Source organism: Colwellia psychrerythraea (assembly GCF_000764225.1).
In the GTDB taxonomy this organism is placed as follows: Bacteria; Pseudomonadota; Gammaproteobacteria; order Enterobacterales; family Alteromonadaceae; genus Colwellia; species Colwellia psychrerythraea_D.
The window spans coordinates 534,352-551,006 of sequence record NZ_JQED01000055.1 but is presented as its reverse complement, the minus strand read 5'-3'; the positions used below and the strand labels follow the sequence as shown (position 1 = coordinate 551,006).

Annotated in this window: 13 protein-coding genes and 1 other RNA gene; 5 read left to right on the top strand and 9 right to left on the bottom strand. The window is 38.0% G+C overall.

What is annotated here, in order from left to right; genetic code table 11:
* Nucleotides 1-86: 86 nt before the first annotated feature.
* The 3 genes from ubiH to ND2E_RS01435 all read right to left on the bottom strand — a co-directional run bounded on the left by ubiH (nt 87) and on the right by ND2E_RS01435 (nt 3,640).
* Nucleotides 87-1,379: a 2-octaprenyl-6-methoxyphenyl hydroxylase gene (ubiH, locus tag ND2E_RS01425; protein ID WP_033095732.1), complete on the bottom strand. Its 1,293-nt coding sequence runs from the start codon at nt 1,377-1,379 to the stop codon at nt 87-89.
* Between the two features lie 199 nt (nt 1,380-1,578).
* Nucleotides 1,579-2,904, bottom strand: a complete 1,326-nt coding sequence (gene pepP / locus ND2E_RS01430) for a Xaa-Pro aminopeptidase (protein ID WP_033095818.1) — start codon at nt 2,902-2,904, stop codon at nt 1,579-1,581.
* Nucleotides 2,905-3,037: 133 nt separating this feature from the next.
* Nucleotides 3,038-3,640, bottom strand: coding sequence for a UPF0149 family protein (locus ND2E_RS01435; RefSeq protein WP_033095731.1), 603 nt, complete (start codon nt 3,638-3,640; stop codon nt 3,038-3,040).
* A 202-nt stretch (nt 3,641-3,842) separates the two neighbouring features.
* Here ND2E_RS01435 and ND2E_RS01440 point away from each other — a divergent pair, with 202 nt between their 5' ends.
* Nucleotides 3,843-4,151 (top strand): cell division protein ZapA, encoded by a 309-nt coding sequence (locus tag ND2E_RS01440; RefSeq protein ID WP_033095730.1) that lies wholly within the window; start codon nt 3,843-3,845, stop codon nt 4,149-4,151.
* A gap of 157 nt (nt 4,152-4,308) precedes the next feature.
* A non-coding RNA gene (gene ssrS / locus ND2E_RS22850) (6S RNA) lies at nt 4,309-4,490 on the top strand.
* 589 nt (nt 4,491-5,079) lie between these two features.
* Here the strand turns inward: ssrS and ND2E_RS01445 are convergent.
* From ND2E_RS01445 to ND2E_RS01465, 5 genes are all read right to left on the bottom strand, one after another.
* Nucleotides 5,080-6,753, bottom strand: a complete 1,674-nt coding sequence (locus tag ND2E_RS01445; RefSeq protein WP_033095729.1) for a methyl-accepting chemotaxis protein — start codon at nt 6,751-6,753, stop codon at nt 5,080-5,082.
* 176 nt (nt 6,754-6,929) lie between these two features.
* The gene (locus ND2E_RS01450) at nt 6,930-8,318 is read right to left on the bottom strand and encodes a TRAP transporter large permease (protein WP_033095728.1); all 1,389 of its coding nucleotides are present in this window, start codon (nt 8,316-8,318) and stop codon (nt 6,930-6,932) included.
* A 2-nt stretch (nt 8,319-8,320) separates the two neighbouring features.
* Nucleotides 8,321-8,869 carry a TRAP transporter small permease subunit gene (locus ND2E_RS01455; protein ID WP_052057002.1) on the bottom strand — a complete coding sequence of 183 codons (549 nt, stop codon included), beginning with the start codon at nt 8,867-8,869 and terminating at the stop codon, nt 8,321-8,323.
* Between the two features lie 92 nt (nt 8,870-8,961).
* Entirely contained in the window at nt 8,962-10,026 is a 1,065-nt protein-coding gene (locus tag ND2E_RS01460) for a TRAP transporter substrate-binding protein (protein ID WP_033095727.1), read from the bottom strand.
* Nucleotides 10,027-10,062: 36 nt separating this feature from the next.
* On the bottom strand, nt 10,063-11,103 hold the full coding sequence (locus ND2E_RS01465; protein ID WP_033095726.1) for a DcaP family trimeric outer membrane transporter: 1,041 nt from the start codon (nt 11,101-11,103) through the stop codon (nt 10,063-10,065).
* Nucleotides 11,104-12,083: 980 nt separating this feature from the next.
* Between ND2E_RS01465 and ND2E_RS01470 the strand changes: the two genes are divergently transcribed.
* Together ND2E_RS01470 and ND2E_RS01475 are read left to right on the top strand one after the other, a co-directional pair.
* Nucleotides 12,084-13,493: a cache domain-containing protein gene (locus tag ND2E_RS01470; RefSeq protein ID WP_033095724.1), complete on the top strand. Its 1,410-nt coding sequence runs from the start codon at nt 12,084-12,086 to the stop codon at nt 13,491-13,493.
* Nucleotides 13,494-13,509: 16 nt separating this feature from the next.
* Nucleotides 13,510-14,130, top strand: a complete 621-nt coding sequence (locus ND2E_RS01475) for a response regulator (RefSeq protein ID WP_052057000.1) — start codon at nt 13,510-13,512, stop codon at nt 14,128-14,130.
* 42 nt (nt 14,131-14,172) lie between these two features.
* On the opposite strand, the gene ND2E_RS01480 is transcribed toward ND2E_RS01475, so the two are convergent.
* Nucleotides 14,173-15,465 (bottom strand): MFS transporter, encoded by a 1,293-nt coding sequence (locus ND2E_RS01480; RefSeq protein ID WP_033095722.1) that lies wholly within the window; start codon nt 15,463-15,465, stop codon nt 14,173-14,175.
* Between the two features lie 325 nt (nt 15,466-15,790).
* Here ND2E_RS01480 and murI point away from each other — a divergent pair, with 325 nt between their 5' ends.
* Entirely contained in the window at nt 15,791-16,615 is an 825-nt protein-coding gene (gene murI, locus ND2E_RS01485) for a glutamate racemase (protein WP_317628139.1), read from the top strand.
* The last annotated feature ends 40 nt before the right edge of the window (nt 16,616-16,655 follow it).

The window sequence follows — 16,655 nt, the reverse complement described above, 5'->3', positions numbered from 1 at the left end:
ACAATACCACACCTTGAATACTCACTCTTAGAGCCTCAGCTAGGGTTGGTATTTATCTATTTTTTAACGCATTAAGCCTGACAATGCTAATATCCCATAGTTTTCTTAACTAAAGCATTTTTTAACGGCGACATCATATTAAGTGTTTGCAAGCCAATATTTCGACCAACGACTAAGGGTAGCAAATCATTAGCAAACAAGGTTACTAATGAGTCAGTTAATTGGATGACTTGTTGCTGATCTTTTATCCGATTCATTTGATACTCATGCAATAAAGCAAGATTACCAATATCTTGCCCTGCTGCCAGCGCTTTTTTAACGAGGTCTGCCATCACTTCAACATCACGTAAACCTAAGTTAAAACCTTGCCCTGCAATAGGGTGAATAGTATGCGAAGCATTACCCAGCAACGCCATACGATGATAGGTTTGCTGTTGCGCTTGTAATAACACTAGGGGATAAACATCACGTTTTCCTACATGGGTGATTGCACCAAGGTAGCTGCCAAATGCTCGCTCTAGCTCAACTTTAAAAGCATCATCGCTCAACTGTTTAATTTCTTCTGCTTGTGCTGGCGTCATCGTCCAAACTAACGAGCAACGTGATGCTCCAGCAGCAAAAGATTTCGTTTTTACCTTCAATGGTTTTAACGGCAGCATGGCAATAGGACCAAACTCAGTAAATCGTTCAAAGGCTTTTTGCTGGTGTGTGTTACTGGTGGTGACATTGGCAATTAAGGCCACTTGTTGGTAATCATCACAAGTTACCTCGATGTTTGCGAGCTTTCTTACGGGCGATTGAGCACCATCACAGCCAAGCAATAAACTAGCTGACAATATTTTTCCTGAGTTAAGGGTAACCGACACACCTTCTTTGACAGCTGATTCTTTATCTTGCCAGCTAATATCAGCAATAGAATCAGGACTAAACCAATGAATATTCTTTTTCAAACTGACACTATTTGTCACTGTATTATCACTGAGCGCTTTTAATTGCGCTTTACCAATAAGTGCCATGTCGATAACATAGCCAAGTGCATTCACACGATACTCTTTTGCCGTTAACCTTGCCTTGGCAAAATGACCACGATCAGAGATATCAATATCAGTAATGGCACTGGCGTCATCTTTTAGGTATTGCCAAGCACCAAGCTTAGCGAGATATTTAGCACTACCATGTGATAGCGCTAAGACACGTTCATCAAACAGTGTACTTTCATCTACAGATTTAGTTTGATTAAAAGACAGGGTTTCAATTATAGCGATAGATAATAAGTTACCATCAGCTTTAGTGAGTTGACTTAAACTTAACGCCATTAAACTACCAGATAAGCCACCGCCTGAAATAATGACATCAAAATGTTGGTTATTTTTTTCCATCGCGCTCATCTTAGTATTTTTATTTTAGTAATGTTGCTATTAGCACTCATGCTGACATGACTTTTTATCGTTAACATACTGTTAGTTTACTTAACTTTTACGAGTACTTTATTGATTTATACCAAGCTGACTAGCTTAATGAGCGCTTAACGATATCGGAACAATTTTTATAAGCAATTAAGCTGCTCAGATAATCAGCTTATGCTTTCATCAATGCTTCAATATCTTCAATTGTTTGGGGTGAATTAACGGTTAAGTTTTCGAAACCATTTTCGGTTACGGCAATATTATCTTCAATACGTACCCCGATTCCTCGCCATTTTTCATCAACATTGTGGTCACTGAGTGGGATATAAATGCCAGGTTCAATTGTCATAACCATTCCAACTTCAAACGCACGCAGCTGTTCTCTGTCGGTATTTATTTGATAATCACCCACATCATGCACATCTAATCCTAACCAATGACCAAGACCGTGAATAAAATAATCTTTAACTTTGTTATCACTGATCAGTTCAGATAAATCACCTGCAAGTATGCCTAAGTCCACTAAACCTTGTGTTAAAAAAGCATTAGTTAATGTATTCAATTTGGCAAAAGACATGCCTGGCTTAATCGCATTAATGGCAAGATTTTTAGCATCAAGCACTAATTGGTATATTGCTTTTTGCTCAGAAGAGAACTGTCCATTAACAGGGAAAGTACGTGTGATATCAGCAGCATAGCCCGCTAATTCAGCGCCAGCATCAATAAGTAATAATTCTTTGTTTTTCAGAACATCGTTATTATTGGTGTAATGTAGAATATTGGCGTTATCACCACCAGCAACAATACTGGCGTAAGCAGGGTCCCTAGCGCCATGGCGAGCAAATTCATGTAGAATTTCTGCTTCTATTTGGTATTCAAACTGTCCTACTTGGCATTTTTGCATAGCCCGTTGATGTGCTAAGCCAGAAATATAGTTCGCTTGGCGCATCAAAGCTAATTCATTCTTCGTTTTAACTAAACGTAACTCTGCCACAATAGGATCAGCATCTGTCAAATGTTGTGGTGTTTTAGCCCCTTGACGTATGTTGCCTTTTACTTGCTTTAACCAATCGAAGACTTGTGCCGCAAAACCATGATCACTAAAACCAAAAAATACTTGGCTCTTACCATCGAGATAATCAGGTAATAAGGTGGTAATTTCTGCTACTGCAAAACTTTCATCAACACCGTAATCTTGCACCGCTTTGATTTGACCTACACGACGGCCCTGCCAAATTTCATGCAAAGCATCTTTTGGTAATGAAAATAAAGTAGACTGACATTGCCCTTGGGCATTCTTAAGCAAAACCAATAAAGCATCTGGCTCATTAAAACCGCTTAAATAAAAGAAGTTTTTATTCTGACAAAAGGCGTATTCGGTATCATTACTGCGGGTTAGTTCACTAGCAGCAGGAAATAATGCAATGCTATTATTTGGCATTTTCTTCATGAACGCAGCGCGATGTAGTTCATAGTCACTTAACGGTAACTGGCGCATTGATGCTTTATTTGAAGGTGTAGTGGTCATGTATTATTCGCGCCTATTCAAAGTTGTACTTATTTTTTGGGGCATAAAATTACTGGCGCTAATGGGCCAGTAATTACTTGAACTTACTTTTCAAGAAGCAAGATTAGTGAATGATCTTTTTATCTGCGCTATTGCTTGCATGGTTAGGCGGTGTCGCAAGTTCACTAAAACATAATAAAGCGGAGATTCGAACATACTCTGCAATTTCAAAGTACGCTTGTTCGGTATCTTCATCTTCTTCCATTTCATCTGACAAGTTAGCAATTTCACCAAAATCAGTAAGCACTTCTTTCACTTCATCAGAGAGAACTGGGCTATCTTTTTGCTGTAAACCAAAGCCTAAATTAAAGCCTTGTACCCATACACTTAATGCATGGCCACGTTCTGCAATAGAGTCATCATCATCAGGTAATAATAAGTTAAAACTATAACTGTCATCTAATATACCGCTCCACAATTCACTATACATTTGTTTGAGCGCTTTTTTAACGGCTGTTGGAAAACCTTCACCGTCATTAAATAAATCATGTAGCATGACGACATAGCTTTGATCTTCAAATGCAAAACCGGCACAAATTAACCCTGTCAATACACCATGAAGTTCACTGGCATGGGACTTCAGACCTTCACTAGCCAAGATGCCTTGCATCGTAGCAAAGTCTATTACGTTATTGTCGGTATCGGTATTTGAGGTTATTTCAGTCATGATTTACTTTCTATGGCTACAAGGAATTATGGGAAGTAATGGTATCACTGCCGAAAATGACAGAAAAGGAAAATAACAGAAAATGACCATAAAGCGCGCTATTTACTTGCATAGGGAGCTCAGCATCGCTATCATTAAAAATAATAGGCTAAAATTTCGTTATTTTATCTATATTATTAATAATACTTGGAATTTTCTGTAAATGTCACAACGCACCGTAGAAATCAACATTGTTGATCGCAAGCTAAAAATAGCTTGCCCAATAGGGCAAGAAACTGCCTTATTAACTGCGGCGCAAGAACTCAGTGATCGTTTAACAAAAGCCGGTGCTGGCAAAGCAATCAGTACTCCTGAGCAAACCTTATTAATGACCGCTTTAAATTTGGCTAATGATTTATTAAAGACTCAACAACAATTAAAAGTTGAGCAACAAGATAATCAACAAAAAATTGCCCTACTTCAAACAACCATAGAACAAGCTCTTTCCCATACAAAGAAAAAAATTGCTTAAGCAGTAGTTGCCTACTCATAATTAATTCATTCTTATCTTTACCTAGCTTAATGATGTTAAAGCTTAAAAATAAAACATAACGAATAAATAGTCATCATTCAGCTGAAAATTACAAAATAAAACTTATTCGATAATCTTTTTTTCGCTATACTAAGTTTGTCTTCTGGGGTGTTTGTATGCGAACTATGTCCCTGAGCCGATAAGTTTTACCTAAGGAAATTGACTATTAACTATTGTGCAAGCCCGGCTCGAATCGGGAAGCCTACGGTTAGCATGATATTTCCGCCCTGAACACCCGGTGTTCAGGACAAATGTGAGCTGCGGCACCTTGGAAGCGACTTTTCCTTTTTAAATTCCCTTAAAGTCATTAATAAAATATCAGCGATATTTCCGCGCTGCTCTATAAAAACACCCGGTGTTCAGGACAAATGTGAGCTGCGGCACCTTGGAAGCGACTTTTCCTTTTTAAATTCCCTTAAAGTCATTAATAATATATCAGCGATATTTCCGCGCTGCTCTAGAAAAACACCCAGTGTTCAGGACAAATGTGAGATGCGGCAATCATGCATTCGACAAAAGCAACTTTTCCTTTTTTAAATTCCCTTAAAGTCATTAATAAAATATCAGCGATATTTCCGCGCGGCTCTAGAAAAACACTCGGTGTTCAGGACAAATGTGAGATGCGGCAATCATGCATTCGACAAAAGCAACTTTTCCTTTTTTAAATTCCCTTAAAGTCATTAATAAAATATCAGCGATATTTCCGCGCGGCTCTAGTTCTTTACTTTAATAAAAGTGCACCCTATGTCCTCTTCAGGACAAATGTGAGCTGCGGCTAAATCACATTCGTAAAAAAAGGGAAGCTATGTTTCCCTTTTTAAATAATCTCACCAGCAGTAACTAACTCTTATTAGCCTAGCGGTACTGACTAGACGACAAACTTATCAGAAACTTGATTCAGCTCTTGAGATAAAAACTCAAGCTCTTCAAATTTTTCTCGGGAAACAGATGAACCCTCACCTATTTCGTTCGCAAGATTAGCAATCCCAGTAATACTTTCGGCCACTTGACTCGCAACGGTTGATTGCTCAGAAGCGGCGGTAGCAACCTGTATATTCATTTCTGTTAGTTCTTTTATTGAACCCGATGTAGAATCGATCAGGCCTCTAATAGCCGACATTGCGTCAGATACAGCGGCTCTTTTGTCGGCGGACTCACTCATATCTTGAATAGTGCGTTGAGAGCTACTTTTCAAACTATCTAAAATATCAGATATTTCTACAGTACTTTGCTGTGATCTTTGCGCTAAAGTACGAACCTCATCGGCAACTACAGCAAACCCTCTTCCTTGTTCACCAGCACGTGCAGCTTCAATGGCGGCATTTAATGCCAGTAAATTTGTTTGTTCTGAAATACCTTGTATTACACCAAGCACTGAATTAATTGATTCAACATTACTACCTAACTCTTGCACTGAATGCTCAACATTTTCCAATAATAAATTCAGTTCGTTCATACGCTGGTTTGAAGAGTCTACTTGGCTAAGCACATTCTGCATTTCTACTTCAGCACTTTCAGCTGAAGTACGAGTTACTTCAGCACTATTGGCAATTTCTGCTGATGTTGAAGCCATTTCTTCAACGGCGCTAGCAACTTGTGTGGTTTCTTGCATTTGTTGATCTGAAGAGTCTTCAAGTCTTCGTTGTCGCAGGGTTGATTGCACTGCCATATCGGCTAAGTTAACACTGGTTTGTTTGATATTTCGGATATCGCCACCGAGTGTTTTGAGAAAACGATTAAAATTATTAGCAATATCACTTAAGACATCAATAGGGCTATCAACTATGGTCTGCGTTAGATTTCCTTCACCTTTTGCTAATGCTTCTACAGATGAAGATAAGTTTCTCAGGGCGCTATAGATGCGTTTAATCGCAAAAGTCACAATAAAGCCAACAATCAGCGCAATAATTAACGTGGTAACGAGACTTTTAGTGATATTACTGCTTTGAGATTCAATGATGGTTTCATCTATTGAAGCAATGACCTCTTCCATCGAATCAATATAAAACCCCGTACCTATCATCAGGTCCCACTTATCGATATAAATAGCGTAACTGTATTTAGGTGAAGGCACAGATTCATTTGGTTTAGGAAACCAATAGGTATAAAAGCTAGCTCCTTGTTTACTTTTTTGAACTAAATCTCGAATAATATATTGACCCTGCTTGTCTTGAAGGTCCCAATAATTGTTACCAAGTCCCGCGGTTTTACTGCCCATCAACACTCTTTCACCATCATTTTTATAGGCAAATATATAACCAGAACCTTGATCAAAGGTCATATGAGATAACATTTTCAAGGCTTCATCATAGCCTTGAGTACCGGGTTTATTAACATGAGGTTGAATAAGTGACTCTACCGAGTCCATGATTGCTTTAAGGCGCTCTTTTTCGATAGATAGGATGGTCTTTTCTGTTAACTCTGTAACATCATCGCCAAAGTTTTTCAGTGAATTAAACTGTAGAAATAGCTCCAATAAAGCTACGAATAAAAACGGTAAAAATGCTAGTGCGTAAATTTGTACTCTAAGTGACTTGAACATAATCTTACCTAAATTAAACTATCGAAATTCATGAGAACATCAAAATCATACACTAACAGCCCAATTTAGAAATACTCTGTTAGTCTAAAGAAATGGCTTATCAAGTACAATATTAGAGCGTTAAGGCAATTAGTAAACTACCTTAAAACTCTATCATTCTCATTAGCGCAAATTAGTTATTTTCCATAGACCATGGATGGTAACCACAAGGCGACTTCAGGGTACATAATTAATGCCCCAAGGCCCAATAATTGCAAGAGTATAAAGGGTACTACGCCTTTATAAATGTCAGTAAGTTTGATCTCTGGTGGACAAACCCCCTTTAAATAAAACAAGGCAAAACCAACGGGCGGGGTTAAAAATGACGTTTGCAATGTAACCGCAATCAACATAACAAACCAAACCAAGACCGGCTGATCTAAGCCATTAACCGTACCAATGCCAAAATCTAACATACTTACTACCGGTGCCAATAATGGTAATACGATTAAGGTAATTTCTATCCAGTCTAATAAAAAACCTAATAAAAATACGATAGCCAAAATAACGAACAATACACCATAAGGTCCGAAGGGTAATCCGGTTAACATGCTTGAAATAAATTCATCACCACCGAGTTCACGTAATACCAATGAAAAAACTGTTGCACCAATAAATATCGCGAAGATATACGCCGTCGTTTTATAAGAGGCCATCAACACTTCGTGAAATACTTTTAGATTAAGCTTTTTATTCACAGCGGCTAAAATGGTTGCACCTAAAGCGCCTACTCCACTTGCTTCTGTTGGAGTCGCAATACCAGCGAAGATAGAACCTAATACCGCAATAATGAGTGTTACTGGCGGTAAAATTGCGCGAAAAACATCTTTTAATACTTGCAAGTTCAATGGACGACGATTTTCTGGTGCCGGTGCTACTTCCGGTTTAAAAAAAGATAAACCTAAAATATAGGCTAGATAAACCACACCTAACATTAATCCAGGGAAAACCGCTGCAGTGAATAAGTCGCCTACTGACAAGGCGAGTTGATCAGCCATAATAACCAACATAATGCTTGGTGGTATTAAAATACCTAGACAACCAGCACTACAAACAATGCCTGTTGCAAATGTTTTAGAGTAATTTTGTTTCATCATGGCAGGAATTGACAACAAGCCAAGTAGCACAACAGAAGCACCGATAATGCCGGTAGAGGCGGCTAAAATAATACCGATTAACGTTACAGTGATACCTAAACCACCGCGAACTCGGCCGAATAGTTCTTGCATTGCCATCATCATACGTTCTGCAACGCCTGACTTATCAAGCATTAGCCCCATAAAAATAAACATGGGCAAGGCAACAAGTACCCAATTCTCCATTAAGGAAAATATTCGAGAGACGACTAAACCTAACACATTGAGGTCAAGGCCAGTAAACGTATCTAAATGCATATCTGATAGGTAACCAATACCACCAAATATGACACCAACACCCGCTAAAACATAGGCAATTGGAATGCCAGTAAAGAGAAAGACGATGAAGGTTAAAAACATGCTAATGACTAGAATTTCGTTAATTTCCATGATCATGCCTCCTTTTGAGTGATGGTAATGATATTTCGGAACAGTCGAGCCAATACAGCCATAGCTAGCAGAATGAAACTTGCAGGAATAGCGGATTTAATTAACCAGCGAAATGGCATGCCTAATGGTGAAGATGAACTTTCACCGAGTAGATATGAGTTAGCGACATAATCGAAACTATTAAATAAGATGACAAAAATGGTTGGAAAGACAAAAACAATCGCGCCAAATATTTCCCATTTAAGTACTGTTTTTGTTTTTAACATGGAGGCAACAACGTCAACTCTCACTTGTGAGTTGGTAATTTCTGCATACGATAAACCGAACATGATACCTATCGCATATAAATGCCATTGAATTTCTTCAAATAAAATAAGTCCATTTTGAAAGCCGTAACGCATGGTCACATTGCAAATAATGACAACAATGAGTAATGCTGAAGACCAACAACATACAGCAGAGACTTTAAGGATAATAGCCTCAAATACATCGGCTATTTTTAGCATCAGTCGTGCTAAAGCGTTATTAGGTGTGGACAATGAATCAGTCATAAGATTCTCCTAATTCAATAAAAAAACCTAGAACCCTGAGGTTCTAGGCTGTGCTAATAATGGGAGTTACCGCACATAAGTAAGCTTTTAATTTAAAGGCTAGGTTTGGGACGAGGTAAGAAAGCGTTTGATTCCCATAAATCGTAGTTTTCACGGAACTTAGCTAAGTCGTCATGGATTTTCTTAAAGGCAGGATCTGCCGCTGATTGCTCTGAAACTACTTCGTCCCATTTATCTTTGAATGTCGCTAACATTTCAGGCGACCAGTACTTATTTATTACGCCATCTTCTACATTATTTTTCATTACAGGGGCTTGAATCGCTTCACCAAGGGCAATAGCTTCTAAAGTCGCTGATTTACATAAATGTTCAATAACTGACTGTTGACGGTCACTCATTTTCTTCCATGTATCTTTATTGATAATTAATTCCATAATCGTGGCTTGTTGATGCCAACCAGGGAAGTAATTATATTTCAGCAATTTTTTCAAACCGATGCGCTTATCAACGACTGGCATTGAAAATTCTGTAGCATCAATGACACCTTTTTCAATTGCAGGGAATATTTCACCACCAGGTAAACCAACAGTACTAACGCCAAGTTTTTCCATTACTAAGGCACCTAAGCCGAAGAAACGCATTTTCAGTCCAGCTAAGTCTTCAGGTTTGTTGATTTCATTTTTAAACCAACCCGAGGTTTCAGGCGCTAAAACACCACATACTTGCACTTTTACATTTAGGTTGTTGTCATCATACAATTCTTGATGCAATTTATTGCCGTTACCGTGATAGAACCAAGCTAAATACTCAGGAGCTTCTGGGCCAAAAGGCACCGCTGAAAATAAACGTGCCGCGGGGATTTTTCCGCCCCAGTTACCTGCGGTTGCATAACCGGCTTGCACTTTACCCGTAGATACGGCATCAAGTATTTCTTTCGGATTCACGAGTTTATTTGGCTCATAAATTTTCATTTTCAAACTGTTACCGCTTAATGTTTGAATATTGTCCGATACATATTTAGCTGTTGAACCTAAGCTTGGTAGTACTGAGTTATAATAAATTGGCGTCTTTAACAGCATTTTCTTTTCAGCCATAACAGCACTTGAGAAACTGCCTGCAATTAAAGTACTTAGTAGTAATAAAGGAAATTTTTTCATTGTCTTTCTCCTGTCTCGTTGAGTGAAAAGTAAAAATTAAAGAACGTATTTTGCTGAGAATTGTAAGTAGTTAGAGTTTTTATTAACTTTTGACATTTCGAAATTACCGACTTCAACGCCAAAAGAAAGTTGCTTCGTGTAGTTTTTGAATAGGTTCACCGCCACGTGGTTATTCTTAACGTTGCCTAGATCAGTATCCGTGGTGCCGTAATAAACAGTTGAACGCAGATCTTCAGTCCAATAGTGACGGTATGCAGCCATGATTGATGTTGATTGTTCCGCTTCTTCACCAACTAAATCTCTTGCAGTAACTACGCTAACATAACGGCCAGTTTTGCCACCATGCACTTGGAAACGAAAATCATCTTTGCCGAACGTTTTAATGCGACCAGCAACACCAAAGCCAGCAGCAGACACGGTATCGCCACCAACAGTATTTAATTGACGGGCTACACCTGAAACTGACACATTACCCCAGTCACCTTTGAAGGTGTATTTAGCAATAACATCAGGAATTGAATCTTGGGTGTTATCACCTTTGTCTGAATGTGGATTTTCTAAAGACAACTGTAAACCACCATTTGTATAACGGATCTGACCTTGTCTGATGAATGATTCGGCAACCAAAGGCCCACCGAAATCTGCAGATTCTGGTATTGCACTGGTATTCATAAAGGTGGTCCATGTTTGACCGACAGTGATGTTTTTATATTTTATGAATGCGTGACGTAATCTAGGATGTGATGAGTTTGAAATGATTTGATTGCCACCGCCACCGTAAAAATCAAATTCAATAAAGCCTGTAACATCACCATGAATATATTTAGCATTAAAACGTGTTTCATTGGCTGTAAATTTGGTTGTTGAAATATCGTCTGTCACTGAGGCAGCGCCTATCCAGTAATCATTGCCTGTTGCTGGAGCGCTTACATCACCATTAACAGTACGTATGTCTGCTTTGATGAAACCACCAAAAGTAATAGAATCTTTATCGCCTAAATCGAACGTATAACCTGCATATGAAGGTGCGGATACTATTGCTGCCAACATAAAACCGGATTTTATTATATTTTTCATTATTGTTACCCTTTTTATTGAGACTTGGATGATTTGAATCATCTCGCTTAGTGCTAGATATACAATATTGAAATTACCCACTACGCGTAATCGGCGAATGTACGTATTTTTTCTACGTGTTTACACTTAGTTTTATTAAAAATCGGGCAAATACCGTTTAAAAAAGCAACCAAAAAGGCAAATATTGAAATTATTTAGCTAACTATTTACATATGACTTAGCTAATTTATGCATCACTAGTTCGGCTAGATAAAGTAATGTGGCTATTAATAGTATGACGTTGTGCTTAGCGTTATTCTGAGGGAGTACTCTGTTGATGGCTCTGAAGGTTAATCGCGACAATGAGTCTGTAATTATCAACATTAATATGCAGTATCTGTAGAGGAAGAGGTATAGTCATAGGAATAGGTATGGGTAATTTTCTGACATTTAACTTAAAAAGCAGAAGAGCCCTAAGTATTAACGAAAGCGATACGGGTTTATTGACAATAGCCAGCCATTACATGCATTTTGGAAATAAAAAATTAATTAATACACCATTATTAAAATGTAACATAAAGTATAGACTCAATATTCTGATGAAAAATTGACTTGTATAAATCAATAATCACGACCAATACTTAAGTTAAGGGTAGCTGTCTTTGATTGTAAACTTGTGACTACTCACAATACTGAACAGCTTAATTAATTCACCAAGATTATGTTTATTAAATCAGTTTGTAAAAACACTGTATCAATACATATAAAGCACATCTCATCAATAATAGAACAAGTACGAAAAATGACAGAGCTAGCTATAGTAATAGCAGGAGCAGTTAAATTGGCTTTTCACATTATGCCAATATCGATTAACAACCGTTAGTTGATTACATGGATAAAGTAACACTATTAGAAGCTATTAATGAAAGTCACTCTTTAAAGTGATTGGGTATAGTCAAAGTTATGTTTAGACAACATGACTTGAGAATAAGGGTTATTAAGTGAATATTAATTTAAAATTACAACTGGTTACTATCGTGCCTTTGGTATTAGCGCTGGTTGCTGTGCTCATCGTAACACAAGTGCAATATCAGTCCTTATCTGAACAAACCGTTTATGAGTATCGTCATGGCATAATGAAGCACCGAAAAGACGAGTTACGTAATTATGTCGCGCTTGCTGAGGGCGCCACAGAGCATATTTATCGAAATAAAAACCTAAGTAATGAACAAGCCCAATCGTTAGTTAAACAAGTATTGTCTAATATGCGCTTTGGTAAAGACGGTTACTTCTTTGCTTATAACTTTGATGGCACTGCATTACTGATACCTGGGCAAGAGTGGCGCATCGGGAAAAACTGGCTCGATCTTGAAGATAGAAATGGCGTAAAGCTGATTCGAGGTCTTATAGAGAATGCAAAAGATGGTGGTGGTTACCTAAATTATGTTTTTAATCAACCATCAAAAGGTGGTGAAGTTGGTAAGAAAATAGGTTACTCGAGGGAGCTAGAAGATTGGCAATGGATGATAGGCACTGGTGTTTATATTGACGACATTGATCAAGAAATTGCCGTGTTAAATGATTCGATTAGTAAACATATTCGTAATACTTCTATCATGACGCTAATCATTGGTTTAGTCGCCATTATTGCCATATTTTTTTCTGGGCAATTTATACGTTTTAGTGAAAGAAAATTGGCAAACCGAAAATTACGTGAGCTTAATGAGCGAATATTTCAGACCCAAGAAGAGGAGTGTAAGCGAGTTTCACGAGAGCTTCATGACGGTATTAGTCAAACAATTGCTGCAGCGAGATTCTCCTTAGAAACAGCCCAATTGAAACATCAAAACAATGATGATGCCAGTAATGAAATGGATCGTTCCATGGAACTTATTTGCAAGATAATGGGTGATATCCGCGCTATTTCGCATCAATTGCATCCAGGTTTGCTTGAAGATTATGGTTTAGGTGCTGCACTAGAAGAACTGGGCAGAGACTTTTCTCAACGTACTGGTATTCATGTTAATGTAGAACGGTTATCGCTTCGAAATATTTTATCAACTGAAGTTAAGACCGCTTTATATCGAATTGCTCAGGAGTCGTTAACGAATATTGAGCGTCATGCCAATGCCACAACAGTAACTATCACATTAAAGTTAATCCCCAATTGGTTAGCATTAGAAATTATTGATGATGGCCAAGGTTTTGATTATCAACGCTACGATAAGAATGAAGATAAAGATAAGAAGACTAAAGTTCATCAGGGAATTGGCCTACGTAATATGAAGGAGAGGTTAAACTTTTATCAAGGAGATTTGACGGTCAAATCAGAGCACAAAGGTACCAGAGTTTTAGCCCGCATACCGCAATCACAACTGCGTTTTAATGCTAGTAATGCCAGCGAGAACTAACATGAAAGAGAATATTATGATTAAAGTGCTATTAGTTGACGATCATCCACTTTTTAGAGAAGGACTTAAACATCGTTTGAGTCTTGATGGCAGCCTAGATGTTGTTGGTGAAGCTGAAAATGGCAAGCAAGCCTTAGAACTGATTAAAAGTCTCGATTTCGATATTGTACTCATGGATATCAACATGCCTGAAATGGATGGTATGTATGTGCTTGAATTAATTAAAGAGCAAGATATTGATTGCAAAGTACTCATGCTCAGTATGCATGACAATAAAGAATACATTTTAGGAGCTATGCGCCATGGCGCCGATGGTTATATTTTAAAAGATGTTCCTGGAACTGAATTAATAGACGCCATTAAAAAAGTCATCTCAGGTAAGCATTATTTCAGCTCAGAAGTTACCGAGATTTTGTCGAAAGAGCTTGCTAGTGAACAACGAGGCATTGTCACTAGAAGGGAGCAATTGGTGCTAAGACTTATTTCACAAGGCCTTAATAATAAACGTATAGCGCAAGAGCTAAACGTTAGTGTTCGTACCGTGGAAACACACAAGCGAAATATTAAGCAAAAGCTAGGTATTGACTCAACGGTTGGTCTTATGCGTTACGCCATTGATTATGGCCTAGATCGTTAGAACTTATATTATATTTCTTAGCTTTTTTAATAAGTTTTGCTTTTAATTGTTCGTTTTAATGCTAACAAAATCAGGCCTTGGTAATTTATCCAATATACTATAAAAATAAATAACGAGTAGTGTTAACGCAGCCGCGATAAAGAATAGCCAAGAGCCACCTAATTGGTCGAGAATAATTCCCCCGCCTAGCGGTGCTATTGCATAGCCAAATTCATAAAACGAGGCAGCACCAAAATAGGCACCACGTAAATGATCGGGAGCCAAGCGATCAATGTGAACATTCATGGTTGGGAAAAGAATCGTTTCCGCTAAGCTCATCACGACAATGGCGCCTATCCATCCCCAAAAGAGTGTTAATGGATTAACCGCTAGCCAAATTTGCGAACACATCAGCAAAACCAAGCCAATTTGTATTCGACTAATTAACGCTAAATGTGCCATTAATTTCAACAACAAAAACTGAGTCGAGATGATAACTAACGCATTGGTAAAAATCATGGCTGAAATCAGCTCAAGTAAATCGGGAACTTCAGCGCGCGTTAAATATTGTATTAGTGAACTATCCATTTGTGCGTATATAAACATACATAAAATATTAGCCAGAATAAGACACTGTAATAATTTATCGGCGGCTAATACCTTCATTATTTTCTCACTGCCAGCACTTGTTGCGTGGTCTTTACCTGCTGGCTGAGACTGTACTGCACTAGATGCTTTTTGATTAGCTTGCAATGATTCTGCGTCAAACTGGCTGTGTTGATGAAATCCCCACCATAAAAGCACTAATAAAAAGGCAAAGGCTGCCGCAGTAATGTAAAAACTCGATTGCTCGCCCGTTAAACCTAACCATAGCCCTAACATCGGGCCGACAGCACAGCCAACATTCACGATAAAATATAACGACTGCATAGCAAGTTCACGAGTACCTTTATCATTGATGATATCGCCAATTAACGCAGATGTGAGTGGACGCCATAATGCAGTAGCAATAGAACATAAAGTAATCACTAAGGCATAACCGACAATAGAATTAACTTCAGCTAATAATGAGAAAGATATGATATATAAAATGCCGCTGGCATACATTAATTGATGCCGACCAATTCGATCAGATAATGCACTACCAACAAAACTCACTAACACCGAAATTACCGCAGCGCTTGAAAGAATAAGTCCAACATGTGTGGCTGATAAAGCAAATTTTTCATATAGAATTACCGCTAAAAATGGCCATACCATGTAGTAACTACCACGGGTAATAAATGAACCAAATAATAAAATCCACATTAGTGGTGGAAATGCTTTAAAGCGCGCTATTGAAACAACATTAGACATTTACTCGCTACCTTTTGGAGTGCATGATTTAAGTGGGTGTTAAAAATGAGATAGATAATGCCTTTTGCTTGAGCAATAGTTATGCCCACGTTCAAACAAATAACGGCAATTCAAACGTTTATCCTCCTCATTGAAGAAACCCTTGAGGAAGCAACAGGCATATACTTGCTTCCTCAAGTTGAAACCAGTTAATTAAAACTATATCTTACTTCAAGCCGCAATTATATAAACAAAAAACCTTACTTAATTAATTGTATTGCTTTTTGGCTGATAAAAGCAATACAATTTACTCGAACAACCTATTTACTTTGGCTGAGCAAAAACTATTATCACTCATAAAACCAACCGAAATATATCCAGCGACTCAGCTCCTATTGGCGTTTTCGATTCTGGCGTTGGCGGATTGTCAATTGCTAAATGCATTGCCCAGCAACTCCCCCATGAAAATATCATCTACTTTGCTGATAGTCTTCACGCTCCTTACGGTGAAAAGTCTGTTGATTTCATTATTAAGCGGGTTAATCTCATTGCAAAGCAACTTATTGCTAAAGGCGTGAAAGCGATAGTTATTGCCTGTAATACTGCAACCGTGAACGCCATTGAGCAACTAAGAGCACAAGTTAAGATTCCAATCATTGGTGTTGAGCCAGCAATTAAACCCGCGGCAAAACAAAGTATCAGTAAAAAAGTGGCCATTCTAGCGACACAAGCAACAAGCGAGAATAAACGTTTTAAAACTTTAATTGACTTACACCACAATGGCGCCAATGTGATCATTCAGCCGTGCCCTGGTTTAGTTGAATTTATTGAGCAAGACAAACAAAATAGCCAGGAATGTAATGGCTTATTGAAACAATATATTGAGCCATTAATTATGCAAGGTATAGATACCTTAGTACTTGGCTGTACTCATTATCCCTTTGTTCAAAAACAAATTAGCCTTATTGCAGGTCAGCAAGTCAACATTATAGAAACAGCCGCACCAGTGACAGTGCAATTATCGAAGAAATTAGCTGAAAACGAAATCGAAGCATGCAAAACCCAACGAGGACAATGTCAGTTTTACAGTTCTCTTGAGACAAAAGAGCAAGAAAAAATATTTAGTAAACTATGGCAAGAGCCACTTACTTTATATGCACTATGCCCCTAACAAAGTCATTTGCTTACGATGAAATCTAGCAATAACTTAC